The sequence below is a fragment of the Ruegeria sp. MALMAid1280 genome (assembly GCF_049195285.1).
GTDB lineage: Bacteria > Pseudomonadota > Alphaproteobacteria > Rhodobacterales > Rhodobacteraceae > Ruegeria.
Window position 1 is genome coordinate 177983 of sequence record NZ_JBMIRT010000057.1, and the last position, 26570, is coordinate 204552.

At 60.4% G+C, this 26570-nt stretch carries 22 protein-coding genes; 11 read left to right on the top strand and 11 right to left on the bottom strand.

The annotated features are described in order from the left end of the window. Positions 1-7 precede the first annotated feature (7 nt). Both ACOQFT_RS16480 and ACOQFT_RS16485 read right to left on the bottom strand, forming a co-directional pair. Positions 8-1066 carry an ABC transporter ATP-binding protein gene (locus ACOQFT_RS16480; RefSeq protein WP_421598978.1) on the bottom strand — a complete coding sequence of 353 codons (1059 nt, stop codon included), beginning with the start codon at positions 1064-1066 and terminating at the stop codon, positions 8-10. Continuing rightward, positions 1063-1869, bottom strand: a complete 807-nt coding sequence (locus ACOQFT_RS16485) for an IclR family transcriptional regulator (protein WP_421598979.1) — start codon at positions 1867-1869, stop codon at positions 1063-1065. The genes ACOQFT_RS16480 and ACOQFT_RS16485 overlap by 4 nt, the downstream gene beginning before the upstream one ends. Before the next feature lie 150 nt (positions 1870-2019). On the opposite strand from ACOQFT_RS16485, the gene ACOQFT_RS16490 reads away from it, so the two are divergent. From ACOQFT_RS16490 to ACOQFT_RS16535, 10 genes are all read left to right on the top strand, one after another. After that, entirely contained in the window at positions 2020-3279 is a 1260-nt protein-coding gene (locus tag ACOQFT_RS16490) for an ABC transporter substrate-binding protein (protein ID WP_421598980.1), read from the top strand. Positions 3280-3376: 97 nt separating this feature from the next. Next, positions 3377-4300, top strand: a complete 924-nt coding sequence (locus ACOQFT_RS16495; protein ID WP_421598981.1) for a carbohydrate ABC transporter permease — start codon at positions 3377-3379, stop codon at positions 4298-4300. A 1-nt stretch (position 4301) separates the two neighbouring features. Next, the gene (locus ACOQFT_RS16500) at positions 4302-5150 is read left to right on the top strand and encodes a carbohydrate ABC transporter permease (RefSeq protein WP_299948950.1); all 849 of its coding nucleotides are present in this window, start codon (positions 4302-4304) and stop codon (positions 5148-5150) included. After that, the gene (locus ACOQFT_RS16505; protein ID WP_421598982.1) at positions 5147-6487 is read left to right on the top strand and encodes an alpha-glucosidase/alpha-galactosidase; all 1341 of its coding nucleotides are present in this window, start codon (positions 5147-5149) and stop codon (positions 6485-6487) included. The genes ACOQFT_RS16500 and ACOQFT_RS16505 overlap by 4 nt, the downstream gene beginning before the upstream one ends. A 58-nt stretch (positions 6488-6545) precedes the next feature. Continuing rightward, positions 6546-8252 carry an IlvD/Edd family dehydratase gene (locus ACOQFT_RS16510; RefSeq protein ID WP_421598983.1) on the top strand — a complete coding sequence of 569 codons (1707 nt, stop codon included), beginning with the start codon at positions 6546-6548 and terminating at the stop codon, positions 8250-8252. Continuing rightward, a complete protein-coding gene (locus ACOQFT_RS16515; protein WP_421598984.1) occupies positions 8252-9019 on the top strand; it encodes an SDR family NAD(P)-dependent oxidoreductase in 768 nt (255 codons plus the stop codon). The genes ACOQFT_RS16510 and ACOQFT_RS16515 overlap by 1 nt, the downstream gene beginning before the upstream one ends. Positions 9020-9023: 4 nt before the next feature. After that, on the top strand, positions 9024-9917 hold the full coding sequence (locus ACOQFT_RS16520) for a 2-dehydro-3-deoxygalactonokinase (RefSeq protein WP_421598985.1): 894 nt from the start codon (positions 9024-9026) through the stop codon (positions 9915-9917). Continuing rightward, positions 9914-10519, top strand: coding sequence for a 2-dehydro-3-deoxy-6-phosphogalactonate aldolase (locus ACOQFT_RS16525; RefSeq protein ID WP_421598986.1), 606 nt, complete (start codon positions 9914-9916; stop codon positions 10517-10519). The genes ACOQFT_RS16520 and ACOQFT_RS16525 overlap by 4 nt, the downstream gene beginning before the upstream one ends. Then, a complete protein-coding gene (locus tag ACOQFT_RS16530) occupies positions 10516-11376 on the top strand; it encodes an SMP-30/gluconolactonase/LRE family protein (RefSeq protein WP_421598987.1) in 861 nt (286 codons plus the stop codon). The genes ACOQFT_RS16525 and ACOQFT_RS16530 overlap by 4 nt, the downstream gene beginning before the upstream one ends. After that, positions 11373-13304 carry a beta-galactosidase gene (locus tag ACOQFT_RS16535; protein ID WP_421598988.1) on the top strand — a complete coding sequence of 644 codons (1932 nt, stop codon included), beginning with the start codon at positions 11373-11375 and terminating at the stop codon, positions 13302-13304. The genes ACOQFT_RS16530 and ACOQFT_RS16535 overlap by 4 nt, the downstream gene beginning before the upstream one ends. A 13-nt stretch (positions 13305-13317) precedes the next feature. On the opposite strand, the gene ACOQFT_RS16540 is transcribed toward ACOQFT_RS16535, so the two are convergent. From ACOQFT_RS16540 to ACOQFT_RS16580, 9 genes are all read right to left on the bottom strand, one after another. Continuing rightward, entirely contained in the window at positions 13318-14625 is a 1308-nt protein-coding gene (locus ACOQFT_RS16540) for an ABC transporter permease (protein WP_421598989.1), read from the bottom strand. Then, on the bottom strand, positions 14622-15542 hold the full coding sequence (locus tag ACOQFT_RS16545; protein WP_421598990.1) for an ABC transporter permease: 921 nt from the start codon (positions 15540-15542) through the stop codon (positions 14622-14624). Before ACOQFT_RS16545 ends, ACOQFT_RS16540 begins: the two co-directional genes overlap by 4 nt. A 12-nt stretch (positions 15543-15554) precedes the next feature. Beyond that, on the bottom strand, positions 15555-16667 hold the full coding sequence (locus ACOQFT_RS16550) for an ABC transporter ATP-binding protein (RefSeq protein ID WP_421598991.1): 1113 nt from the start codon (positions 16665-16667) through the stop codon (positions 15555-15557). A gap of 118 nt (positions 16668-16785) precedes the next feature. Then, the gene (locus tag ACOQFT_RS16555) at positions 16786-17910 is read right to left on the bottom strand and encodes an extracellular solute-binding protein (protein WP_421598992.1); all 1125 of its coding nucleotides are present in this window, start codon (positions 17908-17910) and stop codon (positions 16786-16788) included. A 149-nt stretch (positions 17911-18059) separates the two neighbouring features. Beyond that, positions 18060-20024 carry a beta-galactosidase gene (locus tag ACOQFT_RS16560; protein WP_421598993.1) on the bottom strand — a complete coding sequence of 655 codons (1965 nt, stop codon included), beginning with the start codon at positions 20022-20024 and terminating at the stop codon, positions 18060-18062. Continuing rightward, a complete protein-coding gene (locus tag ACOQFT_RS16565; RefSeq protein WP_421598994.1) occupies positions 20021-21664 on the bottom strand; it encodes an amino acid ABC transporter permease in 1644 nt (547 codons plus the stop codon). Before ACOQFT_RS16565 ends, ACOQFT_RS16560 begins: the two co-directional genes overlap by 4 nt. A gap of 65 nt (positions 21665-21729) precedes the next feature. Then, on the bottom strand, positions 21730-22479 hold the full coding sequence (locus ACOQFT_RS16570) for a basic amino acid ABC transporter substrate-binding protein (protein WP_421598995.1): 750 nt from the start codon (positions 22477-22479) through the stop codon (positions 21730-21732). 22 nt (positions 22480-22501) lie between these two features. Beyond that, the gene (locus tag ACOQFT_RS16575) at positions 22502-23548 is read right to left on the bottom strand and encodes a LacI family DNA-binding transcriptional regulator (RefSeq protein ID WP_421598996.1); all 1047 of its coding nucleotides are present in this window, start codon (positions 23546-23548) and stop codon (positions 22502-22504) included. Further along, positions 23548-24255, bottom strand: a complete 708-nt coding sequence (locus tag ACOQFT_RS16580) for a sugar phosphate isomerase/epimerase family protein (protein WP_421598997.1) — start codon at positions 24253-24255, stop codon at positions 23548-23550. Before ACOQFT_RS16580 ends, ACOQFT_RS16575 begins: the two co-directional genes overlap by 1 nt. Positions 24256-24588: 333 nt before the next feature. Here ACOQFT_RS16580 and ACOQFT_RS16585 point away from each other — a divergent pair, with 333 nt between their 5' ends. Next, positions 24589-26568: a family 1 glycosylhydrolase gene (locus tag ACOQFT_RS16585; protein WP_421598998.1), complete on the top strand. Its 1980-nt coding sequence runs from the start codon at positions 24589-24591 to the stop codon at positions 26566-26568. Positions 26569-26570 lie beyond the last annotated feature (2 nt).

A 26570-nucleotide genomic window follows, 5' to 3' on the forward strand; every position in this document is an offset into this window, starting at 1 on the left:
GTGTCGGCTATCGGAACCGCTGACCGGTCTCCGAATCGAACAGCATCGCGCGTTCCGGTCGAACGACAAGACCGATCCGCTCCCCTTGCTTGCTGCGTTGATCTTCGCGTTCTTCGACGATCAGTTTGTCGCCATTCGGCGTCAGAAGGTATGAATAACTCACCCCACCAAGCGCCTCGGTCAAATCAACGGTGCAGGTGTCACCCGCGCGGTCGACCTCGATATGTTCCGGGCGGATGCCCAGCGTGACCTTGCTCTGCCCTGCAGGCACATTGGCCGTCACCTCCAGTGGTGCGCCAAGCGCCGGGTGCGAGACCTTCCCGTCCGCAAAATCGCATTCAAGGAAGTTCATCGCCGGCGAGCCAATGAACCCCGCCACAAACCGGTTGTCCGGATCACGATACAGATCCATCGGCGCGCCGACCTGTTCGATCCGGCCATCCCGAAGCACCACGATCTTGTCGGCCATGGTCATCGCCTCGACCTGATCATGGGTCACATAGATCATCGTGGCACCGATTTCATTGTGCAGCCGCGCGATCTCAACCCGCATCTCGACGCGCAGTTCAGCGTCGAGGTTGGACAGCGGTTCGTCGAACAGAAACACCTCAGGCCCCCGCACGATGGCACGCCCAATGGCCACCCGCTGACGCTGACCGCCGGACAGCGCCTTGGGCTTGCGTTTGAGGTATTGATCCAGTTTCAGGATATTCGACGCCTGCTGCACCTTCTGATCGATCTCGGATTTGGCGACCCCGTTCATGCGCAGGCCAAAGCCCATATTCTCGGCCACGGTCATATGCGGGTACAGCGCATAGGTCTGAAACACCATCGCCACGCCGCGCTTGGCGGGGTCCATATGGGTGACGTCGCGGGCGCCGATATGGATCTGCCCTTCAGTGGTCTCTTCCAGCCCTGCGATCATCCGCAGCAAGGTGGATTTGCCGCACCCCGAAGGGCCAACGAAGACGCAGAACTCTCCATCCTCGATGTCCAGATCAACGCCGTGAATCACCTGCGTTTCACCGTACCGCTTGATTGCCTGGTTCAGAGTCACACCCGTCATGTTGCTTGCATCCTGTCTGTATCGGCGCTTGGACAAGTCTCGGGGAACCGCCAGGCCTGTGCTTCGGCTCCGATCTGTTCCGCCACACGGCGAACTCGGGGAACCCAGGTTTCCAATTGCTCGAAATTCATCCGCTCGGTCGATCCGGTTACGGAAATCGCCCCCAGCATCCGCCCACCCGAAGTCAGGATCGGACAGGCAATGCAGATGATACCGGGCTCATGCTCTTCATCGTCGATGGCATAGCCGCGGCTGCGAATCAGTTCGAGGTCAGTGCGCAGCGCAACCTCTGTGGTCAGCGTCTTGTCGGTAAACCGGTGATAGCTCTGCTGCGACACGGCGCGGTTCAGCGCCGCCTCGTCCAGAAACGCCATCATCGCCTTGCCCACACCGGTACAATAGGCCGGGCCAACCTTGCCGGCCTGCGAATACATCTCGACGGGCTGGGCAGCGTTACGCTTGTCGACATACAGCACCTGGCTGGAATCAAGCTGCGCCAGATGCACCGTTTCCCCTGTCTCCCGGCTGAGCGCATCCAAGAACGGCCGCGCAATCGGCGCCAGAGAACTTTGCGTCCACGCCGCATGGGCCAGCCGCACCAACCGCAATCCCGGCGCGTATGTCTGCCGCTCGGGATCATAAGACAGCATCCCCTGATTGGTCAGCGTCTGCAGGAACCGATACAGCGTCGCCTTGGGAAAATCGCTGCTGTCCAACAGTTCCGCGAATCGGACCGGGCGGGCAAAAGCCGCCACCTGATCCAGCACGTCACATGCTTTTCCTATTGTTCCGTCACCAGCCACGTGTGCCTGTTCTCCTCCCTTTGACCCATCGCCATCGCAACGAGGGTCTTGACAAGACTAACCGAAACGATGTGTAGTTTTCAATATGTAAAACACGGTTTCATTATTTGGAACCTTTTTAGCTACAAATGGAAGCTAAGGGAGGAAACCATGCATTCCATGTTCAAGCGCACAGCGGTGGCGCTGGCGGCCAGTGTGGCACTTGCCGCGCCTGTTGCGGCAGAACTGACCGGCGAGTTGCGAATTTTCCTCGACACATCGAACCCGGCGCCACGCGCGACGATGGAAGCGATGATCGAGCGGTTCGCGGCCCAGCACCCGGGGCTGGAGATCGAAACCACCGTGATCGACCGCGAAGCCTACAAGACACAAATCCGCAATTTTCTGACCGCGGACACGCCGGACGTTGCCAACTGGTACGCGGCCAACCGCATGAAACCTTATGTCGAGGCCGGCCTGTTCGAAGACGTCTCGGACCTGTGGGCCGAGCCTGAAATTGCCGACAACCTCGCATCGACCAAAGGTGCGTTGACCATCGACGGCAAGCAATGGGGCGTACCCTATACCTACTACCAATGGGGTGTTTACTACCGCAAAGACATCTTTGACGAACTGGGCCTGACCGAGCCGACCACCTGGGAAGAAGAGCTCGCCAACTGCCAGAAGATCGTCGATTCCGGCCGTGCTTGCTATACTATCGGCACCAAATTCCTGTGGACCGCAGGCGGCTGGTTCGACTACTTGAACATGCGCACCAACGGCTTCGACTTCCACAACCAACTTGCCAATGGCGAAATCAGCTGGGAGGACGATCGCGTCAAGCAGACCTTCGCCAACTGGAAACAGCTGATCGACATGGGTGCGTTCATCGACAACCACCAGACCTACAGCTGGCAAGAGGCCCTGCCTTTCATGGTCAACGGCGATGCCACGGCCTACCTGATGGGCAACTTCGCCGTCGCTCCGCTGCGCGAGGCTGGCCTGACCGACGATCAACTGGACTTCTACCAATTCGTCGCCATCAACCCCGACGTTGAACTGGCCGAAGACGCGCCAACCGACACGTTCCACATTCCGGCCAACGCATCGAACAAGGAAGCCGCGCGTGAGTTTCTGCGCTTCGTCGTCTCGGCGGACGAACAGACTGTGATCAACAACGGCGAAAATCTAGGCCAGTTGCCGGTGAACGCCAATTCGGCCGTGGGCGACGACAAGTTCCTGCAGCAGGGCTTTGCGATGCTGTCGTCCAACAGCCCCGGCGGCGTCGCCCAGTTCTGGGACCGCGACGCGCCCGCCGAAATGGCCAAAGTGTCGATGGAGGGGTTCCAGGAGTTCATGGTCAAGCCCGACAATCTGGATCGCATCCTGGCCAAGCTGGAACGCGCCCGTCAGCGTATCTACGAGAACTAATTCGGTCAGGCCGGGCACAAGCCCGGCCTGCACCTCATCCTGCGTAAGGCGGGTGATAACCCGTCTTACCCCTTTTACCTGAACCCCGAGTGTCCGCATGTCAGCTGTAGAAGCCCCCGAACACGAAAGCTGGTTCCACCGCAACCAACAACGTATCGCGCCCTGGCTGTTTCTGGCCCCCGGCCTGCTGTTCTTCATGGTCTATGTGATCATTCCGGTGTTCCAGTCCTTCAACCTGTCTTTGTACGAATGGGACGGGCTTGGGGCCGCCGAATATGTCGGTGTTCGCAACTACGAAGATCTCTATTGGGAATGGGTGGACCGGGATGCATTCTACATCTCGCTGAAAAACAACCTGATCTGGCTGATCCTCTACCTCGCTGCGATCCCGGCGGGCCTCTTCATCGCACTTTTCCTGAACCAGACGGTCTGGGGGATTCGCCTCTATAAATCACTGTTTTTCTTCCCCTTCGTTATTTCTCAGGTCGTTGTCGGCCTCGTGTTCACCTGGTTCTACGACCCGACCTTCGGCCTGCTGAACGAATTCCTCGGCCTGTTCGGCATGGGCCCGCTGAATGTCTTGGGCGACGAACGCTTTGTGACCTATGGCATCATCTTCGCAGGCCTCTGGCCGCAAACAGCCTATTGCATGATCCTCTACCTCACCGGCCTGAACGCGGTGGACCCCGAACAGATCGAGGCCGGACGTCTGGACGGTGCCAAGGGCCTGCGGATGCTGTGGCACATCATCCTGCCGCAACTGCGCCCTGCCACCTTCATCGCCTTTGTTGTGACCATCATCGGCGCGCTGCGCAGCTTCGACCTGATCTCGATCATGACCCAGGGCGGCCCGTTCGGTTCATCTCGCGTACTGGCCTACTACATGTTCGAGGTCGCCCTGTCCGAATACGGTTTCCGCATGGGCTACGGCGCCGCCATCGCGGTGATCCTGTTCCTGATCATGCTCTGCTTCATCGCCTATTTCCTGCGGTCGATGTATCGCGAAGAGAAGGGGCACTGAGATGTTTCCCAAACCCATCGAAAAACAACCGCGCGCGGCGCAAATCACCTATCAGGCCATGCTGCCTCTCGCGCTGCTGCTTTGGCTTGGGCCGCTGCTGGCGGTCGCGCTGTTCTCGGTCAAACCGGCGGCGGATTTCACCAATGCAAACTACTGGGGGATGCCGTCCAGCTTTGAAGGCGCGTTCAACTACGGGCAAGTGTTCTTCAATTCGGACATGCCGCGCTATCTGTTGAACTCGTTCCTGATCACCGTGCCGACCGTGATCGGAGCCGTCGCGCTTAGCTGCATGACCGGCTTCGCGCTTGGCATCTACAAGTTCAAATCGAACCTCTGGATCTTCTTCATGTTCGTGGCAGGCAACTTCGTGCCCTTCCAGATTCTGATGGTGCCGGTGCGCGACCTGACCCTGCAGCTTGGCCTCTACAACACCAAAACAGGTCTGGTTCTGTTCCACATCGCCTTCCAGACCGGATTCTGCACGCTGTTCATGCGCAACTTCATCCGCGCGCTGCCCTTTGAGTTGATCGAGGCCGCCCGCGTCGAAGGCATCAGCGAATGGCGCATTTTCTGGTACGTGGTCCTGCCGCTGATGAAGCCAGCCATCGCCGCGCTCAGCGTGCTGATCTTCACCTTCATCTGGAACGACTATTTCTGGGCCGTGGTCCTGACCCAGGGCGCCGAAAGCCAACCCGTCACCGCAGGGATCACCAGCTTCAACGCCCAATTCCGGGCCGCCTATCAGTTGATGAGTGCGGGCTCCATCGTTGCAGCACTGCCGCCGGTGGCCATGTTCTTCCTGATGCAGAAACACTTCATCGCGGGTCTGACCCTCGGAGCTGTCAAATGACCAAAATTTCCTTTATCGGCGCAGGCTCCACGATCTTCATGCAGAACATCCTGGGCGATGCCCTGCTGACCCCGGCCCTGGCCGACAGCCACTTTGCGCTGATGGATATCGACCCCGAGCGTCTGGCCGAAAGCGAGACCGTGGCCCGCACCATGATCCGCTCGGTTGGAACGGGCGCGACCGTTTCCACCCATACCGACCGCCGCGCAGCGCTGGACGGGGCTGATTTCGTCATTACTGCCTTTCAGGTCGGTGGCTATCAACCTTGCACGGTGACCGACTTCGAAATCCCCAAACAGTACGGCCTGCGCCAGACCATCGCCGATACGTTGGGGATCGGAGGAATAATGCGCGGCCTGCGCACGGTTCCGGTTCTGTGGGGCGTAGCACAGGACATGATGCAGCTCTGCCCCAACGCAACGCTGCTGCAATACGTCAACCCCATGGCAATCAACACCTGGGCGCTGGCCGAGCGATTTCCGGCGCTGAAACATGTGGGCCTGTGCCATTCGGTCCAGAACACGGTCGAGGAACTGGCCCACGATCTGGACCTGCCCAAGGCAGACATCCGCTACAGGGTGGCGGGCGTCAATCACGTCGCCTTCTTCCTGCGGCTCGAACATCAGGGCCGCGATCTCTACCCCGCGCTGCGGCAGGGATATGCCAGCGGCCAGTTCCCCAAGGCCCCGCTTCTGATGCCACGCTGCCCCAACAAGGTGCGCTATGAGGTCATGGACCATCTGGGCTATTTCTGCACCGAAAGCTCGGAACATCTGGCCGAATACGTCCCGTGGTTCATCAAGGACGGACGGCAGGACCTGATCGAACAGTTCTCGATTCCGCTGGACGAATACCCGACCCGCTGCGTGGAACAGGTCGCCAATTGGAAGGAACAGGCCAAGACCCTGACTGACGGTCGCGAAATCAAGGTGACGCGTAGCCATGAATTCGCTGCCGATCTGATGAATGCCATCGTAACCGACGCGCCCTACGTCGCCTATGGCAACCTGCCGAATACAGGACAGATACCGCAATTGCCCTTGGGCGCAGCGGTTGAAACCCCCTGCCTGGTGGACGGCAACGGCGTGCAGCCCTCGGTCGTCACCGATATCCCGCCGCAACTGGTGGCCTTGATACGGACCCAGATCAATGTGCAGGAACTGACCGTTCGGGCGCTGGTCGACCAGAACCCGGAATACATCTATCACGCCGCGATGATGGACCCGCACACCGCAGCCGAGCTGGATCTGCGCCAAATCCGCAGTATGGTGACAGACCTCCTGACCGCACATTCTGACTGGTTGCCTGACTGGTGCCGACCCGCCCGCGCCGCCTGATCTTCATCTTTTTCCAAATACTCATTTCCAACCCCAGCCACGAAAAGCACAGCCAGAAATGAAAAAACGCCGCTCACAACACTGGTATGGAAAGCTCGACAAAGACGGGTTCATCCACCGCTCGTGGATGAAGAACCAGGGTTTTCCGGACCACGCCTTCGACGGGCGTCCCATCATCGGCATCTGCAACACGTGGTCGGAACTCACCCCCTGCAACTCGGGCCTGCGCGATCTGGCCGAGGGCGTCAAACGCGGTGTTTGGGAAGCCGGAGGTTTCCCGGTCGAATTCCCCGTCATGTCGCTGGGCGAGACCCAGATGAAGCCGACCGCCATGCTGTTCCGCAACCTGCTGGCGATGGATGTCGAGGAATCGATCCGCGCCTATGGAATCGACGGCGTTGTCCTGCTGGGCGGTTGCGACAAGACCACCCCCGGGCAATTGATGGGCGCGGCTTCGTTCGATCTGCCGTCGATCGTTGTCAGCTCCGGCCCGATGCTGAACGGCAAGTTCCGCGGCAAGGATATCGGCTCGGGCACGGATGTCTGGAAATTCTCCGAGGCCGTACGGGCCGGAGAAATGACCCTGCAGGACTTCATGAACGCCGAGTCCGGCATGTCCCGCAGCGCGGGTGTCTGCATGACCATGGGGACCGCCAGCACCATGGCTTCACTGGTCGAGGCGATGGGCATGTCCCTGCCCACCAACGCTGCTCTGCCCGCTGTCGATGCCCGCCGCATGGCGCTGGCGCATCTGACCGGCAAGCGGATCGTCGAGATGGTGGATGAAGACCTCAAGCCATCGGACATTCTGACCAAGGAAGCATTCGAAAATGCCATCCTGACCAATGCCGCCGTGGGCGGCTCGACCAATGCGGTGGTGCATCTGCTGGCTCTTGCGGGCCGTGTAGGCGTGGACCTGACGCTGAAGGATTTCGAAATCGGGTCGGAAATCCCACTACTCGTCAACTGTATGCCCTCGGGCAAGTACCTGATGGAAGATTTCTGCTACGCTGGTGGCGTGCCGGTCGTGCTGAACGAACTCAAACCCTTCCTGCGCCCGGCAAAAACCGTGCTGAACAAGGACATATCGGCCCATTTCGAAGGGGCCGAGTGTTTCAACACCGACGTCATCCGCCCCTTTGATGATCCGGTGAAACCGGCAGCCGGGCTGCGTGTTCTGCGTGGCAATCTCGCGCCAAACGGCGCCATCGTAAAGCCTTCGGCGGCGACGAACGCTCTGCTGGAAACCGAGGCCGAGGCGTATGTTTTCGAAAACATCGAAGACCTGAAAGCCAATATCGACCGCGACGACCTGCCGGTCACGCCCGAGACTATTCTGGTGCTGAAAGGCTGCGGCCCCAAGGGCTATCCCGGCATGCCCGAAGTCGGAAACATGCCGATCCCGGCCAAGCTGGTGAAGGAAGGTGTGCGCGACATGATCCGCATCTCGGACGCGCGCATGTCCGGCACCGCCTATGGCACCGTCATCCTGCATGTCAGCCCCGAGGCGCAGGCGGGCGGCACGCTGGCGTTGGTCAAAACCGGTGATCGTATCCGCGTGTCGGCCAGCAATGGAGAACTGGAGCTGTTGGTCGATGAAAAGGAACTGGACGCCCGCCGCGCCGCGTGGCAACCGGACGACCCGCACTATACCCGGGGTTATGCGAAACTCTATATCGACCACGTGCTGCAGGCCGATCAGGGCGCGGACCTTGATTTCCTTGTCGGCAAAGACACCCGCCTTGTGACCAGAGAGAGCCACTGATGGATCAACCCGCTACTTTCCGCGATCTCAACGGGGCTTCTGTCTATATCACCGGCGGTGGCTCGGGCGTTGGTGCTGCACTGACAGATGGGTTTCTGGCCCAAGGCGCCAATGTTGCTTTTATCGGCCGGTCCGACGCCAGCGGGTTTGTCGAGGAAATGCGCGACAAACACGGCCGCGCGCCGCTGTTCATGCAGGGCGACATGACGGATACCGAACTGCTGCACGCCACAATGCAAAAGGCCGCCGAGGCGCATGGCCCCCTGAAGGTACTGATCAACAACGCCGCCAACGACAAACGTCACTCGCTTGAGGAAACCACGACCGAATTCTGGGACTGGATGGTCGAGGTGAACCTAAAGGCCTATTACTTCGCCTGTCAGGAGGCCGCCCGGCAGATGCAGGGCAAAGGCGGGGCGATCGTCAATTTCAGTTCGATCAGCTATATGATGGGCAATGCGGGCTATCCGATTTACACCACTTCGAATGCCGGAATCACCGGGATGACACGGTCTTTGGCGCGTGAGCTTGGACCGCGGAACATCCGGGTCAATGCACTGGCCCCCGGTTGGGTACTGACCCAAAAACAGCTGGACATGTGGGCCACGCCCGAGGATCTGGCCGCCCATCTGGATCGCCAGTGCCTGAAAGAACATCTGACGCCCGAGGACATGATCGCGCCGACCTTGTTCCTGGCCTCAGACGCCAGCCGCGCAATGACCGGGCAATGCATGGCCGTCGATGGCGGCGTTGTCGTAACGGGGTAAAGCCATGAGTACGGAATGGATTGCAGTCGATTGGGGAACCTCGCATCTGCGGGCCTGGGCCATGCAGGGCGATACCGTGCTGGATCAGGCGCAGTCGGGCAAAGGCATGGCGCGGGTGGACAAGGACGGGTTTCAATCCGCATTGTTCGAACTGATCGAAGGCTGGCTGGGCAGCGCTCCGATTGACGTGATCGCCTGTGGAATGGTGGGTGCGCGGCAAGGCTGGGTCGAAGCCCCTTATTCCGCCGTCCCGTGTGAGCCGACGCCTGTTGCGCCGTTTCGTGTTCCCGGCACCGACCCCCGCATTCGCGCCTTCGTGGTGCCCGGTCTGAAGCAGACCGCACCGCCGGATGTCATGCGCGGCGAGGAAACCCAGATCGCGGGGTTTCTGGCCGCGCATCAGAACTGGGACGGCGTGATCTGCCTGCCCGGCACCCATACCAAATGGGTGCAGGTCAGCGCCGGAGAGGTCGTCAGCTTCCGCACCTTCATGACCGGAGAGATGTTCGATCTGCTGGCCGGTCAATCAGTGCTGAAGCACTCGGTTGGTCAGGGCTGGGACGACGCCGCTTTTGCCGAGGCTGCCGCAGATACCCTGTCCAAACCCGAACAACTGGCCGCGCGACTGTTTGGCTTGCGCGCCGCCGATCTTTTACTGGGTCAGGATGGCGGTATCACGAGGGCGCAGCTTTCAGGCTTTCTGATCGGCGCGGAACTGGCTGCGACCCGCCCCTATTGGCTGGGCCAGCAACTGGCGATCATCGGAGCCGAGGGTTTGTCCGGCATCTACACCAAGGCCCTGCAACAACAAGGCGCGTTTGTCGAAACCGCCAACAGCACACACTGCACTCTGGCCGGCCTGCTGCAGGCCCGCAATCTGACGAGGCAATCCGCATGAGCCGTCCCATCATCGCCATTCTGCGCGGTCTGCACCCGTCTGACGCTGCCACCACCGGTCAGGCCCTGGTCAACGCCGGGATCGACAAGATCGAAGTGCCGCTAAACTCGCCCGATCCGCTGGATTCGATCGGTGTTCTGGCTGCGGAATTCGGCGACCGCGCCCTGATCGGCGCAGGCACCGTTCTGACCACGGATCAGGTGGACGCGGTGGCCAACGTTGGCGGCAGGCTGATCGTGTCGCCGAATTGCGACCCGGATGTCATCTCGCACACCCACCGGCTGGGTCTGGAAAGCTGGCCCGGCATCTTCACCCCGACCGAGGCGTTTGCCGCCCTCAAAGCTGGCGCTACTGGCCTGAAACTGTTCCCCGGCGCTCTGGCCGGTCCGGCGGGGCTGGCCGCCCTGCGTGCGGTGCTGCCGAAAGGAACGCTGGTCTATGCTGTCGGCGGCGCGGGGCCTGAGAATTTCGGCCAGTGGATCAAGGCCAGCGCCGATGGGTTCGGCATCGGATCGGCCTTGTTCAAGCCCGGCATGGCCATCTCTGAGGTCGCAGACCTCGCCGTGCGGGTCGTGGCCGCTTATGATGAGGCCGCCGGATGAGCATCGTCTACGACAACCGCCCCTGCGAGCTGGGCGAGGGGCCGCTTTGGCACCCCGAGCGGCAACAGCTTTTCTGGTTTGATATCGTCGGCAAACGCCTGATGACGCGGGAAAACGGCGAACAGCATAGCTGGCAGTTCGACGAACATGTCTCGGCCGCGGGCTGGGTCGACCGGGACACGCTGTTGATCGCCTCTGAAACCGGGCTTTGGCGGTTCAGCCTGAAGACCGGGCAGAAAAACCTGATCTCGCCACTTGAGGCGGGCAACCCGATCACCCGCTCGAATGACGGGCGCGCGGACCCCTGGGGCGGGTTCTGGATCGGAACGATGGGCAAAAATGCCGAACCCGGCGCAGGTGCGATTTATCGGTACTGGCAAGGCGAATTACGGCATCTGGTGCCGGATGTCACGATCTCGAATGCGATCTGTTTCGCTCCGGATCGATCCTGCGCCTATTACGCGGATACGGTCACGAAACAGGTCATGCGCTGGCCTTTGAACCCGGAAACCGGCTGGCCCGAGGGCGAAAGCTCGGTTTTTCTGGACTTCCGCATCGATGGCCTGAACCCGGATGGGGCGGTCGTTGACATCGACGGCAACATCTGGATCGCCCAATGGGGCGCAAGCCGTGTGGCCGCCTATACCCCTGCGGGTCAGGTCCTGACGGCGGTCGTCTTTGAGGCCGCGCATACTTCCTGCCCCGCATTCGGCGACGAAGACCTGACAACTTTGTTCTGCACCACCGCACGCGAGGGGCTGGATGCAGAGACTTTGGACAATCACCCAACCAACGGTATGACCTTTGCCGCCCCCGGCGCAGGCAAGGGGCAGGCCGAACACAGAGTCCTTCTATGAAGCCCGAACTTGGCGTCTGCTACTATCCCGAACACTGGCCCGAAGAGATGTGGGCCGAGGATGCCGCCCGCATGGTTGAAACCGGCCTGAGCTGGGTGCGGATCGGCGAGTTTGCCTGGAGCCGGATGGAGCCCACGCCGGGCGATCTGCAATTCGACTGGCTGGACCGTGCGATCGAGGTGCTGGGGGCTGCGGGGTTGAAGGTGGTGCTGGGCACGCCAACGGCGACGCCGCCCCGTTGGATGCTGGACAAACACCCTGACATGCTGGCCGTGGATGCGCAGGGGCAGCCGCGCAAGTTCGGGTCGCGCAGGCATTATTGCTTTAGCCATCAGGGCTATATCGCCGAGTGTGAGCGGATTGCCCGGATCATGGGGTGCCGCTACGGGCGCAACCCGCATATCGCGGCATGGCAGATCGACAACGAATATGGCTGCCACGAGACTACGGTCAGCTACAGCCAACCGGCCTTGCAGGCGTTTCGGCAGTGGCTGGTTGATCAGTATGGGTTCATCGACGCTCTGAATGCGGCTTGGGGCAATGTGTTCTGGTCAATGGAATACGACAGCTTTGATCAGATTGACCTGCCCAACCTGACGGTGACCGAGCCCAACCCCGCCCATGTTTTGGCCTTTCGCCGCTTCAGCTCGGGTCAGGTGGCGGTGTTCAACAAGGCGCAAGTGGATGTGCTGCGGCCGCTGACCGATGCGCCGCTGCTGCACAACTATATGGGGCGGGTACTGGATTTCGACCATTTCAGGATCGGTCAGGATCTGGATATTGCGACGTGGGACAGCTATCCGATCGGGTTCCTGTCCGACCGGCTCGAGGCCGACGAGGCACATAAAACCGCGTTCCTGCAGCAGGGCGACCCGGACATGCAGGCCTTTCACCACGACCTCTACCGCGCCGTTGGACGCGGTCGCTGGTGGGTGATGGAGCAACAGCCCGGCCCAGTGAACTGGGCACCTTATAATCCCGCCCCCCTGCCCGGCATGGTGCGCCTGTGGTCGCTTGAGGCAGTGGCGCATGGGGCCGAGGTGGTCAGCTACTTTCGCTGGCGGCAGGCCCCCTTCGCGCAGGAACAAATGCACGCAGGGTTACTGGCGCCGAACAACGCCCCCGCACCGGCCTTGGCCGAGGCTCGTCAGACCGCCGATGAACTGGCAGAACTGGGCGCGGTCACCCAAACACAGGCGGATGTGGCCATTCTGTTCGATTATGCCTCGGATTGGGCGTGGGCGACGCAACCGCAGGGGGCTGGATTCAACTATTTCCGGCTGGTCTTCTCGGCCTATCGGGCGCTGCGACGGGCCGGGTTGTCGGTAGATATCCTCTCGGCGTCCGAAACGCCCAAGGCTGCGTACAAACTGATCCTCGCCCCCGGCCTGGCCACGTTGGACGATGAGATAGAACGGCGCGCGGGCGAGTTGACACTCTATGGTCCCCGCAGCGGTGCCATCACACGTGATTTTCAGATTCCGGAATCGCGCCCCGGCCTGCGTGAACTGGATTGCGAAGTCGACCTGGTCGAGACCCTGCCCCCGAACGTGCAACGTGACGTGATAGGCGGCGGCGCCGCTCAGCACTGGATCGATCGCCTGTCCGGCAGCGCCCCGGATCTGCTGACCTATGCCGACGGGACATCTGCCCTGAAGGGTGAAAACGGGGTCTGGTATCTGTCCGGTTTCCCGGATGAGGCCCTTTGGGACCGGGTGATCGCACTGGCGGCGCAAAAGGTTGGGCTGACCTTGCATCCGCTGCCCGAAGGATTGCGGCGGCGAGAGACCGAACAGCACGTGTTTTTGATCAACTACAATTCTGCCCCCGTATCATGGAACGGCCATGAGATTGATGCCTGCGATGTGCTCATTCTGCAAAAGCATGCGCCCGAAGAGAGGAAACTCTCCGGGCGCGCAGATTTCTAGACAGGCATTAAGCTTACTGGTCTTTTTGCAGGCTGTTTGGGTCAAAAGCCCCGCCGAAGCCGCCATTGCCGGCAGGCGGTGTTTCTGGTTCCGGTTCGCCCTCGTCACTGTCACCGCCCAAGGTGTTCGGAGCAAACACGTTTCCGAAACCTGAGTTATCGGTGCCGGTGTCGGGCTCCGCATCCTCTTGCGTTGTTCCGGGTTGCAGATCACCGGGCTCAAACACGCCTTCAAAGCGCTGCTTGCGTTCTTCCTCACGCTGTCTGCGCTGTTCTTCGCGCTGCTTGCGCAGTTCGTCGATACGCTGCTGAGCTTCCAGTTGCTTCTGCTCTCGCACGTTGGCGATGCATTGCCCCGGATTGTAAGCCGTCGCGGTGCCGATCACGGTGATCGTGGCCACGGCAAATACAACCACCAGAACCGCGGCCATGTTGCCCGAGAAAAAGCTGGGCAGCTTGATCTTGCCTGCCAGTTCCTCGACCGTGGCATTCCTGCGCGCGGCGGAAACCAGTTCCTGCCGTTTCAGCTTGGCCTCGTTCAGCAGGGCAAAGAACACGGTCAATGCCACGATGATGAAGGCCAGCGCCGAGATCGATGGCGTGATGCCGTACCGCACCTTTTGCGCCAGTTCGATGGTCAGCGTCGGATACTCACCAAAGGTGAAGGTGGTGGTGTTGTAGTTCTCGAACGAGGCGAGAAACGCCAGCACCGCCGCCGACGCAATCGCCGGACGCATGAACGGCAGCAGGATCTTGCGGAACGCCTGCGCGTGAGATGCGCCGAGGTCCAATGCAGCCTCGGTCAGGGCTATGTCATAACGCTGCAACCGCGCCACCAACACCAGCATACAATAGCTGGCGATAAAGGTGGATTGGCCGATCACCGTCAGGAAAATCCCGTTCGACAGGAAACTGTCCGCGCCCAGCCCCAGCATCCGGTTGATCCGGTCCCAGAACACCAGCGTCGAGATACCCAGAACCACGCCCGGGATCAGGATCGGCGCAATGATCACCGTATAGTATGTCGCACGCAGCTTGGGCCAGATCTGCGTTAGCATCAGCGCACCCGCCAATCCCATCGCCACCGACAACACAACCGTCCCGGCGCCAATGATCAGCGAGTTCTTGATGCCGTTCAGGATACGCTGATCCTGAAACAGCTCTCCGAACCACTGGAAGGTCAGGCATTCCCACGGCGTCATCCTCGGGAAAGCCGAAGAGTTGAACGCCGTGACCGACATGATCACCAGCGGGCCCAGCAGGTACAGGAAGAAGATCGCCAGATAGACCCAGATACTTACACGAAGGAAGGAATTGTTCATTTCCCGATATCCCCCATGTTCACTTTGAACAGGCGCATCATCGCCAGCACGAACAGGATACAGGTCACCAGCAGCACGATGGCGTAGGCGGCCCCCTGAGGCCAGTCATTGTTGTCGTTAAACTGCTGGTAGATCAGTTGCGTAAACCACAAGCTGGACGGCCCGCCCAGAATTTGCGGTGCGGCCAGCGCGCCTGCGGACAGCATGAAGACCATTGTGCAGCCCGAGCTGATGCCCGGCTTGGCGTAAGGAATGACCACCCGCCAATGAATCCGCCACCAGGGCGCTCCCAGATCACGTGCGGCCTCGATCTGGTTGCCGTCCAGACTTTCGATCACGTTATAGATCGGGAAGATCATCAGCAGGATGTAGGCATAGCCCAGACCCGCATAGAGCGCGATGTCATTGCGGATGAAGTCGAACGGCGTGTCCCAGATGCCCAGCCCCATGAACAGGGTGTTCAGAACGCCGGTTTCGCCAAAGATGATCCGCAGCGCAAAGGCCCGCAGGATTTCGTTGATCCAGTACGGGATGATCAGCATGATCGCGAAAATGCGGATATGGCTGCCCTTGGACTGACCCAGATAATAGGCAATCGGATAACAGAGGATCAGGTTGAAGATCGTCACGCAGACCGCTGCGACCAGCGTGCGGAAAAACACGCGCAGATCGACCGCGTTATAGTCCTGACTGCCGCCTTCCGGGCCGTAAATCAGGTATTTGTAGTTCTCCAGCGTGTAGACGTCCTTTGGCCCGCCGATCTCAGGCGGGGGCAGGTTCGGACGGAATGAGAAATCCAGCATCGACAGCTGTGGCAGAATGATCAGGCCGATGGTCCAGAACAGGACCAAACCCAATATCGCCAGCCCCATGCCGGTGCCGTTGCGGTTGAAAAACTCTTTCAGAAAGCGGGGCATGTGTTTGTCCCCCTATTCCGCGGCCAGTTCACCCGCCGGGACCAGAACCGCATTGTGGGTCTCGTATTCCAGCGTGATGTTCTGACCGGTGTGATCCTTGAAGGACTGACCATGGTTCGGGATCGACACTTTGATCTCTTTGCCGCCCTCACCTTCGGTGAAAATGTTGAAGACGTTGCCTTCGAATTCCTCGTGGTTCACCCGTGCGGTGACAAAGTGGTCGCCAGAGGCCCCATCGGGCGCGATGGCCAGGGCTTCGGGGCGGATGAACATCATGGCGTCGTCGCCCACTTTCATCTTGCCCTGATTGGCGGTCGAAATCCGCGCAACCAGATCGCCCGAACGGTTGGTCTCGATCAGGGCCTCACCGCCCATGACCTGCTTGATCTTACCACGGAACACGTTGTTTTCGCCCACGAATGAGGCCGCAAAGGCCGTGTTTGGGTCGTTATAGATCGTCTTGCCATCCGCGATCTGGTCAATCACCCCGGCCCGCATGACGGCGATGTTGTCCGACATTGTCAGCGCCTCACCCTGGTCGTGAGTGATGTAGATGAAGGTGATGCCAACACGCTGCTGAATTTCCCGCAGCTCGGTCCGCATATGCTGGCGCAGCTTGAGGTCCAGTGCCGACAGGGGCTCGTCCAACAACAGCACATCCGGTTCGGCGCACAAAGCACGGGCAATGGCCACACGCTGACGCTGACCACCTGACAATTCGCTGGGCAGCTTGTTGCCCTGCCCGGGCAAAGCGATCATGTCCAGCAGCTCATCGGCGCGCTTGCGACGTTCGGCAGAGCTGGCCCCTTTGATCTCCATCGAGAAGGTGATGTTCTCCCACACTTTCATCAGCGGGAACAGCGCCAGATTCTGAAAGATCAGAGCGGTCGGACGCTTGTTCGGGCCGATGCCCTGCATGTCGTTGCCACCGATCAGAACCCGGCCCTCGCTTGGGTCCAGGAAGCCCGACACCGCGCGCAGGATCGTCGTCTTGCCGCAGCCCGACGGGCCCAGGAACGAAAAGAAATCGCCCCCGTTGATGTTCACATTGGCGTCCCGCACGGCGACAAAGTCACCGAAACGGATCCACAGATTTTCAAGATCTACACCGACCCCTGCACTCATTTTTGGTATCTCCGTCAGGCACGGCTGCCGACCGCACCACAATAGGGTCCGTCACGCCGGAACGGCGCGCGGATGGATGGCCCCCCGCACAGTGGCGGAGGGCAGCGTTTCAAAGCAATCAGGCGCTTTTGAACTTGTTGACGAACTCGGTACGGGTTTCCGCATACCATGGCGCTTCGGCCGGCCACGGGTTGAGGTTCGCCAGCGAGTCTCCCGGATAGGCCTCGGCAAAGTTCTTCTTGTAGGTGTCACCGGAATACTGGTCGGCACCCAGAACCGGCGAGTTGTAGCCGTGGCTGTCAATCGCCACACCGGCCGGTTTCGCCTGAAAGGCGAAATCGATGAAGGCATAGACCTGATCGATATTGGCCGCGCCCGTCGGCATTGCCATACCGTCGACCCAGGCCATCGCACCTTCGACCGGGGCCTGATAGTGCACCGGCTCACCCGCAGATTTCAGTGCAAGCGGTGGGCCGTCCCAGGTCTGACCAACAACAACGCCTTCGTTCAGCAGGCCATTTTTCTGGGTGTCGGCGTCATTCCAGATCAGCTTGATCCGGTTCTTGCGTTCGATGCACCAGTCAGTGATCTGACCCCAGACCTTGCGCATGGTCTCTTCGTCGCCATACGCGGCCCAGACCGAGCCCGGCTCCATCTCTCCGGCGCGTTCCATATAGAGGCCCGCACCCAGCATCATCGAATGCGCGCGGCCCATGGTCTTGCCCGCGTTTTCCTCGGACCAGACATCGCCATAAGACGGCGCGTCACCCTCGGGCAGCCACAGGTCGGTGCGATAGGCGATACCCTCGGTGCCCCAGATATGCGGCAGCCAGTGCACGCCGCTGTCACCGAAGTTCCATGCATCCGTACCGATTGCAGCCATCGCCGGGTTCACCAGATCGATCGGAACCTTGTTCATGTCGAAGGGTTGCAGCAGTTCCAGCGGCTCCCACTGCAACGAGCGGTTGTTGGTCGGCGACACGATGTCGAAACCCTGACCCTTGGTGGCCTTCATCTTGTTGATGATTTCTTCGTTCGATCCGATACCGGTGTAGTTCACCTTGATCCCGGTCAGGGTCTCGAACTCCTGAATGAAGCTGGGCGGCAGGTAGTCCGACCACATCAGAATGTTGATCTCACCCGAAGACGCCAGCGCGCTTTTGCTGTAAAGTGGTGCCGCCAGCGCCGCAGCACCTGCGCCTTTCAGGACAGAGCGTCTGGAAAGCGTTTTCCGTTCAGCCATTTTTCGTTTCTCCCGTTGTTGGACTTTGTGTTCTTTTTGTTTTGTAAATACAGGTTAGACCTTCGATGCAGAGCTGTCAGTCCAAAAGTGACAGTTGCCAAATTTAATAGGTCCAGTTTGCGATCACGTCCGTCAGAACCGGGATCAGGTCACGGTTCTGCCCAGATTGAGACACCATAGGCCGCAACTTCAGAACCACCAACCAGATATTGCCGGTCTTCAGAACCGGACAAGACCTGCGGTGTTGCGCTGAAATTGAAGGCGAAAAACAGCTCACCCCGGCGCGTGACGCGCATATCCCGGTTGTTTTCCGTCGCGGTGATGCCCGCCCAGTTCAGCGCCTCAGCCAGAACAGCCTGCAACAAAGGCCCGCGCGGGATCATCGCCAGGTACATCGCCCGATCCGACTGCACCATCGCCGGGCTGCCATCGCGGTAAGCGCTGGAAAAACGGGCTGTTACCGGATGTGCGGTCTCGATGATTTCGCGCCAACCGGTGAATTCATGCTGGGTGCCGTCCTGCAGACGCACCGATTCCCGGGCCAGATCGGGCAATGATTCGACCCTCAGTACCCGGACACCAGCCAGATCGGCAAGATCGCCGGGGGCAAGGTTATGCGGCGTGTGCATGTCGGCGGTCTTGCTGCCCGCGCGCGCCCCGATCAGCAGGTTTGCCTGACCGTCCCGCAGCCGCTCCGCAAGATCCGGTGAAACGATCATGCTTTGCGGTAAAACGATCAGCGCATAGCCGGTCAGATCATCCTCTGGCCCGACAAAATCCAGATCAACGCCAAGGGACCGTAACCCGGCATACCATTCACGGAATATCTGAGCATTCGGGAACGCGTCATCATGTGGCAGGATATCCGCAGCCCAGATAGACGTGTAATCCAGCAGGATCGCCACCGACGCCCGCTGGCGCGCCGCCGGCGGCAATGCCGCCCGCTCCTCAACCACCTGAGCCAATTCCAGCGCCGCCTGATCCGGGCTGCCGTCCGAGCGCAACAGGGCGGTGTGAAACTGCTCTTGCGCGCATTTGGCCTGCCGCCACCGGAAGAACATCACCGCCTGCGCCCCATGCGCATAGGCGGCCCAAGCCCATAGCCGAACCATGCCATCCGCAGGGGATGGGTTCTTTTCCGCCCAATCCACCGGGCCGGGTTGCTGTTCCAGCACCCACATGCGCCCTTTGCCCTGTGACCGGTAGAGATCGCAGTGAAACCCCTGATAATCCGGCGCGCCGGTGCGCAGGTATCGGTGTTTGTCCTCATCGGACAGGGCCGAGCCCAGCAGATTGCCCAGCGGATAGCTGTCGAAACCCACGATATCCAGATCGGCCGCCACCGCATGATGGTCGAACTCGAAACTGCCCGCCATGAAGTTATGCGTGATATCCCGGCCCGGAGAATGCTGCCGCAGGATGTCCACCTGCGCCCGGTGGAACAGCCGCACCCGGTCCGAGGAATAGCGCATGAAATCCAACGCATGGGTCGGGTTGGGGCTGGCCACCAGCCCATTGGGCAGCTCAATCTGGTCAAAGCTGGTATAGCCGGATGCCCAGAACACGGTGCCCCATGTCCGGTTCAGGTTGTCGATGGTGCCGTAACGCTGTTCCAACCAGCGCCTGAACCCGTCGCGCGCCGCGTCCGAGTAGCTGAGCACCGTGTCGTGATCGTTATACTCATTGTCGATCTGCCAGGCGTGGACATGAGGGTTTTCACCATAGCGGCGGGCATATTCGGTGGCGATCCGGCGCGACTCGGCCAGATAGACCTCGCTGGAAAAGCAATAGTGCCGGCGGGATCCGAACCCCCTGACACGCCCATCCGGGCCGACCGGCAGAATTTCGGGGTGCTCATCGATCAGCCATTTCGGCGGCGCGGCCGTTGGCGTGGACATCATTACACGAAGACCCGCGTTGCCCAGAATGTCTATCACCTCATCCAGCCAGCCCCACTGGAACCGGCCGCGCTCGGGTTCAATCAGGCCCCAGGTGAATTCGGCAATGCGCACCCAGTCGAGGCCCATCTCGACCATCCGTTTCGCATCCTCGCGCCAAAGCGACCGATCCCATTGTTCGGGGTAGTAGCAGACCCCCAGTTCCAGTTTACTCATCGGTCGTCCCTTGCCGTGCGGCGTTCGATCCATTTCAGGAAGCTGGCGCAGCCCAGCGTGATCACGACATAGAGGATGGCCGCGGTGTTAAACGGTGCAAACGGCAGGAAGCTGGCCGCCTGAAACTCTCGCATCCGTTGGGTCATGTCACGGACCGACAGGATCGACAGCAGCGAGGTGTCCTTGATCATCGCAATGAATTCATTGCCCAGGGGCGGCGTCACGATGCGCAACGCCTGCGGCAGGATGATCAGCCGCGCGGTTTGCCAGCGCGACAGACCCAGAGAGCCGCCCGCTTCGATCTGCCCGCGCGGGATGGCCTCGATACCGGATCGGAAAATCTCGGCCATATACGCGGAATAGCCTACGGAAATGGCGATGATCCCCCGTGTCATGTTGGTCATGTCGATGCCGCCGCCGGTGGCGTCCTTGACCGCCCCCGCCAGAGGCAGGCCGATATAGAGAATGATCACCAGCATCGGAATGCCGCGGATCGTGTCGACAAAGAACTCGGCCCCCACGGCCAGCGGGTGCAATTTATGCTGGGCACCGCCCACCGTCAGGGTCAGCAGCAGAAAGCCAAAGACGGCAAAAGCCAGTGCCGGGTTGCGGTATTTGTCCGGCAGGAATTGTGTCTGCCAGATCACTGGATACCCTTTGGTGTTGGTGCCAACTGGAACAAAGGCACCGGACACGCTGTCCACAGTTTCTATCTGTTCCAGCGCGCTGGCCGCGTCCGGGGCGCTGCGGATGCGGTATTGCTGGCTTTCGCCTTCCTGAAACTCGCCAAAGCGGATCATGTCGGCCTGCGCTTGCGGGGTGCCGCGCACGATGGCGATGCGGGCGTCCAACGTACCGACAAGTTCGTATTTCACTTGAGGCTGCATGAAGAAAAACGCCGAGATGGCCAGCAAGGTCAGGCTGATACAGCCATAGGTGACGGTCGTGCGGGCCTTGGGTTTGAACGATTGCAGCCCAACCCAGATCAGACCCAGAATGGCCGCAAAAATATAGGCGAAGATGGCCGCGCGGAACGTGATCGCCACGCCCGTGGCAAACTGCCAGTGCGCCATGAACATCAGGTAGAACAGCACCGCGCCAGTCAGGATTTCGAACCCCAACTGCACATAGCCCTGCGACCCATTCGGCAGGCGCAAAGACAAAAGGATGGCGGCAATAACAAGCGCGTAGACCACCAGCACGATCTGCAAGCCGGTTTGAACCTTCTCAACCACCTCCGGGAACAGCACCCAGGTCTGCGCGGATCGGTCAATCAGGGTCGATGTGTTCTCGCTGAGCGCGTGAAAAAACGCGGATTCGGCGAATGGCATCAGCACCTGCGGCGCAACGAAACCCAGAACCATCAGGGCCAGAGCCGCAGGCAATGCCGCCCGCGCCGAAATGCGCAACCACCCCGGCGCGGTCTGGAACCGCGCTTTGCGGGCGCAGAGATAGCCCAAGATGGCCACCGCAAGGATGATCAGAAACCCGACAAAGATCGGCCCCGCGTTGTTGCCGATCCCCAAGATCGCAATCAGCGAGCGCAGGTATTTCGACGAGGTGGCAAACAAGTAGATGATGAACGGAGCAGCGGCGAGCAACACAAGGTTGCTCGGGCGGATCGAGCTTAGGCGCGACATGGTACCTCTCTGCAGATATGCGGCCCGGCCACCGGTGGCGCCGGGCCGTTAAGGGCCAGACCGGGTTATTCGGTGCCCCAATATTTGCCGATCAACGTGTCCAGAGTGCCGTCGGCCCGGATCGCCGCCAGCCCCTCGTTGATGGCGTCCACGGTGGCGTCGCCTTCCTGAAACACGATGCCCAGCGGGTCGGATTGCAGCCCGGTGATCCCCACGGTCAACTCACCCGCGAATTCCTGTTCATAGGCTGCGGCCGAGGTGCCGTCGATGATCACACCCTGCACGTCTGCGTTCTGCAGCGCCAGGATGGCGGCCGAGAAATTGTCGTACAGGTTGACATTCTCACGTCCGACCAGATCCTCGGCCAGTTGCGCGTTGGTGGTGCCGGTTTGCGCCGCCAGTTTCTGACCACCGGCCTTGAAGTCGTCCAGCGTCATGTCGCTATTGTCGACCTGCAGCAGAATCGCCTGACTGACCACGATGTAGGGCTCCGAGAAATCCATCGTCTCTTCGCGTTCCGGCGTGATCGACACGCCCGAGATCACGAGGTCGAATTCCCCCTGCTGAAGCGCGGCAAAGATGCCGTCCCAGGCGGTGTTCACGAAGTTCGGAACGCAATTTACCTTTTCGCAGATCGCAGTCATCACATCGACGTCAAAGCCCACGATCTCACCAGTTGTTTCATCGACCGTTTCCATCGGCGGATAGGTGGCGTCGGTTCCGATTTTCAGCACCCGCCCTTCCAGGTCGGCGGCAAAGGCCATAGGCGCGGCCAGCGCGGTCAGAGCGGCAGCGGCCAGTAGGTTCTTGAACATCTTCATTTCTCCTTCTGTTGGTCTATTTGACGGGCGCCGTTTGCGGCGCAGGGGTGTCAGGTTGGCGCTCGATAAGTGTGGCCCTGATCTTTTTCTGGGTCTCGGACGGGTCGGCCCCATCCAAAGCTTTCAACATGTATTCGCCCAGCAGGCGGCTGGTCTCATCGATCGGCACATAATAGGTGCTGGGCGGCGGCACGAAATAGCGGCTGAGCTGCAAATCGTCGGTGGAAATCACCACCAGATCGCGGCCAACTCGAACCCCGGCGGCGTGGGCGGCGGACAGCACGCCCAATGTCATTGCCTCATTCGCGCAGATACAGGCCGTGGGGCGGTCCGGCAGCCGCATCAGCGCGTCAAAGCTGCGCTGCCCGGTGCGCGCCGTAGTCGGGCCGTTGAAGATCAAGGCCGGGTCCGGCGCAATCCAGGCATTGGCCAACGCTTGTTCGTATCCGGTTTGACGCTGGCGCGCATAGATCAACCCGGTCGGAGGGTTGACCAAAGCAATGCGCCGGTGGCCCAGCCGCACCAGCCGCGTAGTGGCGTCGAACGCAGCGGCCTGACTGTCGAAATCGACAAAGGCATGGGGCGTTTCGCTGTCGCTCATCCCCATGGTCACGAAGGGGAACGCGTTTTGTTGCAGATACGCGATGCGCGGATCATCGTGCAGCGTGCCCGAGAATATGACCCCATCGGCCAGCCCATCCTGAACGATCCGCGCCAATACCGTCATGGCGTCCGGAATATCGGCCACGTTGAACACACTCATTTCATACCGCGAATCCTGCAGCGCCGCAGAGATTCCGGCCAGAATGCGGGTGAACTCGACCCCTTCCCATTCCTCTGCCGCGTCCGGCGACACGCTGACCAGAACCGCGATGCGGAAGGATTTGTTGGTGCGCAGCTTCAACCCGTCCATGTTGACGCGATAGCCAAGCCGGGTGGCGGCGGCCTGAATCTCCTGCCGCGTCTCTTCGCGGACCGACGCCGCCCTGCGCAATGCGTTCGAGACAGTACCGACGGAATAGCCGGTCTCTTTCGCGATGGACTTGATCGTCGCGCGCGCCATTATCCGACCTCCGCCGCAAGCTGATGCATCAAAAAGCTCCGCCCTGTCCGCAAGGTCTCGGCGTGGTTGGGCGTTTCGTCATGTTCGACGAACAGATCGCTGCACGGGCTGCCAGCCAGAATGCGCAGCACGCGGGGCCAGTCCACCACGCCCTGACCCAGGTTGCGCCAGCGCTCGTCGCCTTTCCCTGCTGACGGGTCCGCGTCCTTGGCGTGCACCGAAACGATTCGGTCGGCATAGCGCAGCAGCAGCTTTTCCGGATCTTGCTGCGATACCTGCAGCCACCCGATATCGGGCTGCCAGTACAGGTTGTCATGTGACAGGATCAAGTCCAGAGGCGTTTCGCCGGGATCGCCCACCAGATCGAAATCATGATTATGATAGGCCAGACGAATACCCCGTGCTGCAAGCTGCCTCGCCCAGCCCGCCAACCGATCCGCCATGGCAGCCCATTCCCTGGGCGTGGCAGGCCGTTCCTCGGGCTCCAGCCATGGCATGACAGCCACAGGGCAGTGCAAAAGACGCAACAGCTCCACGATATCGTCGAACCGCTTTTCAAACTCGGCCCAGTCGAAATGTGCCGATTGTACGGCCAGACCTGTTCGCGCCACCTGTTTTGCCATCTCCCGAGGGGTCAGCTCGTGGAATCCAATCGTCTCAATATCTGCAAAGCCGCAAGCGCCAACCAGATCAAGCTGGGATGCCAAATCCCCAACCTGCCGGACGGTATATAGCTGCGCCGCTATTCGCATATCCCGGAATTATCCCAATTTGAAACGTTTCAATCAGGTTGAAACAGCACGACCGCATTTGTCAAGAAAAGGGTTCAACAACACACTTAGCGTCACTTTGCGACCCGCCTTACCCGGCAAACGGTCAGGATTCAGGTGTTGTTAGCGCTATCATTTCCTGATATCGCCGCTCTCATGAAACAGAACCGGACTGCCCAATAACGCCACGAAACCCGCATCAAACTGGAATGCCGGAGGCCAAGCTGATAGGTGGCGATCCTACCGGTCCCGCGCCAACAGGTACTGATCATGCAAGATATCCGCGCTGATTTTCCCAAAGATTTCCTCTTTGGCTTTGCGACCTCTGGCGGTCATCACGCTTCTGAACCGCTGAACCTTGGTCCGGTGCAAATGGCCGGGTTTGATTGCTATCGTTTTTTGACCCGTTGGGCGCATGTCCTGCCCGAAGGCCGGGGACCGGTGAACCACACCGGGCTGGACCATTACGACCGGCTGGCCGATGCCTTGCTGGAGCATGGTATGCGCCCTTGTGTAACGCTTTGTGGCCACGACCTTCCCCTGACGCTGGACGATCTGGGTGGGTGGCGAAACCGCGATGTTGCGGGCTGGTTTGCCGATTTTGCCGAAACCCTCATGAGCCGTATCGGTGACCGCATGTTCAGCGTTGCCCCGATTGACGGGCCTGCATGGCTGGGCGACCCGAATTTGCGCGACGTCCGGACCACCACACGCAGGATGCATCACATGCTACTGGGCCATGGCCGCTCGATTGAGGCGATGCGCGGGCTGGGCATGACCAAACTGGGCGTGGAAATCCCTTTGGGAAAGGCCGAGAACGACTCGTGTTCCGCTGACCTGTTAGGCAGCCTATTCAACAATGCCTACGCCGAAAACGCGTTGGGGCGATTGGAACCATACTTGCCGATTGGCTGGCAGGACGATTTCGACATCATCCGTACTTCGGTTGACTGGTGCGGTATGCATTGCGATGCCCGCGGACCAACTGACGCCGCAGTCTTGACCCGCATCGCGCAAGGCTTCACCAAAGACCTGCCCCTTTATCTCATCGAAAACGGCAACTCGGAACGCCAGAAGGATCCTGCCCGGTTCAGCCAGACCCTGCAGACCGCGCACAAGGCTCTGGACCAGGGCGTGCAGCTGAAAGCCCTGTTCATCCACGCATCAGGGATTGAAGATCTTCCTGCTATGGAAACCAAATTGAGAGGAAGCACGGTGTCTCTGCCCCTTGCGCAGCCTGCCGGTGCCATGCGCGAGCATTGGAATCTGGTTGCCGATATCGGCGGCACCAATACACGGCTGGGTGTAATCTCGAATGGTAAGCTGACCGACTTGCGCAAATACCCGACAGGGACCCTGCCCGAATTGCTCGCGGCGTTTCACGGCCTGCGCGACGAGATCGGCACCGATCCGCGCGCCGTGGTTGCTGCCGGCGCCGGACCGGTAAAAGACGGGACGATCCGCCTGACCAACGCCAATCTCGATCTGTCCGAGGGTGATATCGGCAGGGCAACCGGCGCGCAGCACACCTTTGTAATTAATGACTTCACCGCCGCCGCCTGGTCGGTTGCCGAGGTCACCGGCAATGATGTCGAGGTTCTGCAAGGCATCGCAACCCCGCCCCCCGGCACCAGGCTGGTGGTGGGGCCTGGCACCGGGCTTGGCGTCGGCGCCCTGCTCTTTTCCGATGGCCGCTACCACACCGCATCGGGCGAAGGCGGCCATGTCGGCTTGTCGCCCCGCCATCTGGATGAGGTCGAGATTTTCCGCGCCGCCCGCCACATCGCGCCGGATTGCTTTTTTGACGACACTCTGGTGCTTGAAGCCGAAATGTTTCTCAGCGGCACGGGTCTACCGATCCTCTATCAGGCCGCCGGAATGGCCGCCGGGCAGGCCAATACACCACAGCGCAGCGCCCGGGACATTCTGGAAGACGCTCGCACGCAAACCGACCCGGTCGCAGTGAAAACAGCGCATATGTTCACCACTCATCTGGGCGCGGTGATGGGCGATTTGGCCGTCGTCCTCATACCTTCGGGCGGTGTGTTCCTTGTGGGCGGCGTCGCCGAAAAGAACCGCTGGCTGTTCAAGGATGCATTTCGCGACGCTTTCAACGCCGGAGGGCGATTCAGCGATTTGCGGCGATCGTTCAACCTCTATGTCTCGGAACAGGAAGAATTTGGCATTGTTGGCGCTAACAATTTCTGCAAAAGTGTGCTCGCGCGGCAGAATGCGCGCCCGACCCCATGAAA

Bases quoted from the DNA above. Each gene is read 5' to 3' on its own strand.
- ACOQFT_RS16480 (WP_421598978.1), bottom strand. From the start codon at position 1,066: ATGACGGGTGTGACTCTGAACCAGGCAATCAAGCGGTACGGTGAAACG.
- ACOQFT_RS16490 (WP_421598980.1), top strand. From the start codon at position 2,020: ATGCATTCCATGTTCAAGCGCACAGCGGTGGCGCTGGCGGCCAGTGTG.
- ACOQFT_RS16495 (WP_421598981.1), top strand. From the start codon at position 3,377: ATGTCAGCTGTAGAAGCCCCCGAACACGAAAGCTGGTTCCACCGCAAC.
- ACOQFT_RS16500 (WP_299948950.1), top strand. From the start codon at position 4,302: ATGTTTCCCAAACCCATCGAAAAACAACCGCGCGCGGCGCAAATCACC.
- ACOQFT_RS16505 (WP_421598982.1), top strand. From the start codon at position 5,147: ATGACCAAAATTTCCTTTATCGGCGCAGGCTCCACGATCTTCATGCAG.
- ACOQFT_RS16510 (WP_421598983.1), top strand. From the start codon at position 6,546: ATGAAAAAACGCCGCTCACAACACTGGTATGGAAAGCTCGACAAAGAC.
- ACOQFT_RS16515 (WP_421598984.1), top strand. From the start codon at position 8,252: ATGGATCAACCCGCTACTTTCCGCGATCTCAACGGGGCTTCTGTCTAT.
- ACOQFT_RS16520 (WP_421598985.1), top strand. From the start codon at position 9,024: ATGAGTACGGAATGGATTGCAGTCGATTGGGGAACCTCGCATCTGCGG.
- ACOQFT_RS16525 (WP_421598986.1), top strand. From the start codon at position 9,914: ATGAGCCGTCCCATCATCGCCATTCTGCGCGGTCTGCACCCGTCTGAC.
- ACOQFT_RS16530 (WP_421598987.1), top strand. From the start codon at position 10,516: ATGAGCATCGTCTACGACAACCGCCCCTGCGAGCTGGGCGAGGGGCCG.
- ACOQFT_RS16535 (WP_421598988.1), top strand. From the start codon at position 11,373: ATGAAGCCCGAACTTGGCGTCTGCTACTATCCCGAACACTGGCCCGAA.
- ACOQFT_RS16540 (WP_421598989.1), bottom strand. From the start codon at position 14,625: ATGAACAATTCCTTCCTTCGTGTAAGTATCTGGGTCTATCTGGCGATC.
- ACOQFT_RS16545 (WP_421598990.1), bottom strand. From the start codon at position 15,542: ATGCCCCGCTTTCTGAAAGAGTTTTTCAACCGCAACGGCACCGGCATG.
- ACOQFT_RS16550 (WP_421598991.1), bottom strand. From the start codon at position 16,667: ATGAGTGCAGGGGTCGGTGTAGATCTTGAAAATCTGTGGATCCGTTTC.
- ACOQFT_RS16555 (WP_421598992.1), bottom strand. From the start codon at position 17,910: ATGGCTGAACGGAAAACGCTTTCCAGACGCTCTGTCCTGAAAGGCGCA.
- ACOQFT_RS16560 (WP_421598993.1), bottom strand. From the start codon at position 20,024: ATGAGTAAACTGGAACTGGGGGTCTGCTACTACCCCGAACAATGGGAT.
- ACOQFT_RS16565 (WP_421598994.1), bottom strand. From the start codon at position 21,664: ATGTCGCGCCTAAGCTCGATCCGCCCGAGCAACCTTGTGTTGCTCGCC.
- ACOQFT_RS16570 (WP_421598995.1), bottom strand. From the start codon at position 22,479: ATGTTCAAGAACCTACTGGCCGCTGCCGCTCTGACCGCGCTGGCCGCG.
- ACOQFT_RS16575 (WP_421598996.1), bottom strand. From the start codon at position 23,548: ATGGCGCGCGCGACGATCAAGTCCATCGCGAAAGAGACCGGCTATTCC.
- ACOQFT_RS16585 (WP_421598998.1), top strand. From the start codon at position 24,589: ATGCAAGATATCCGCGCTGATTTTCCCAAAGATTTCCTCTTTGGCTTT.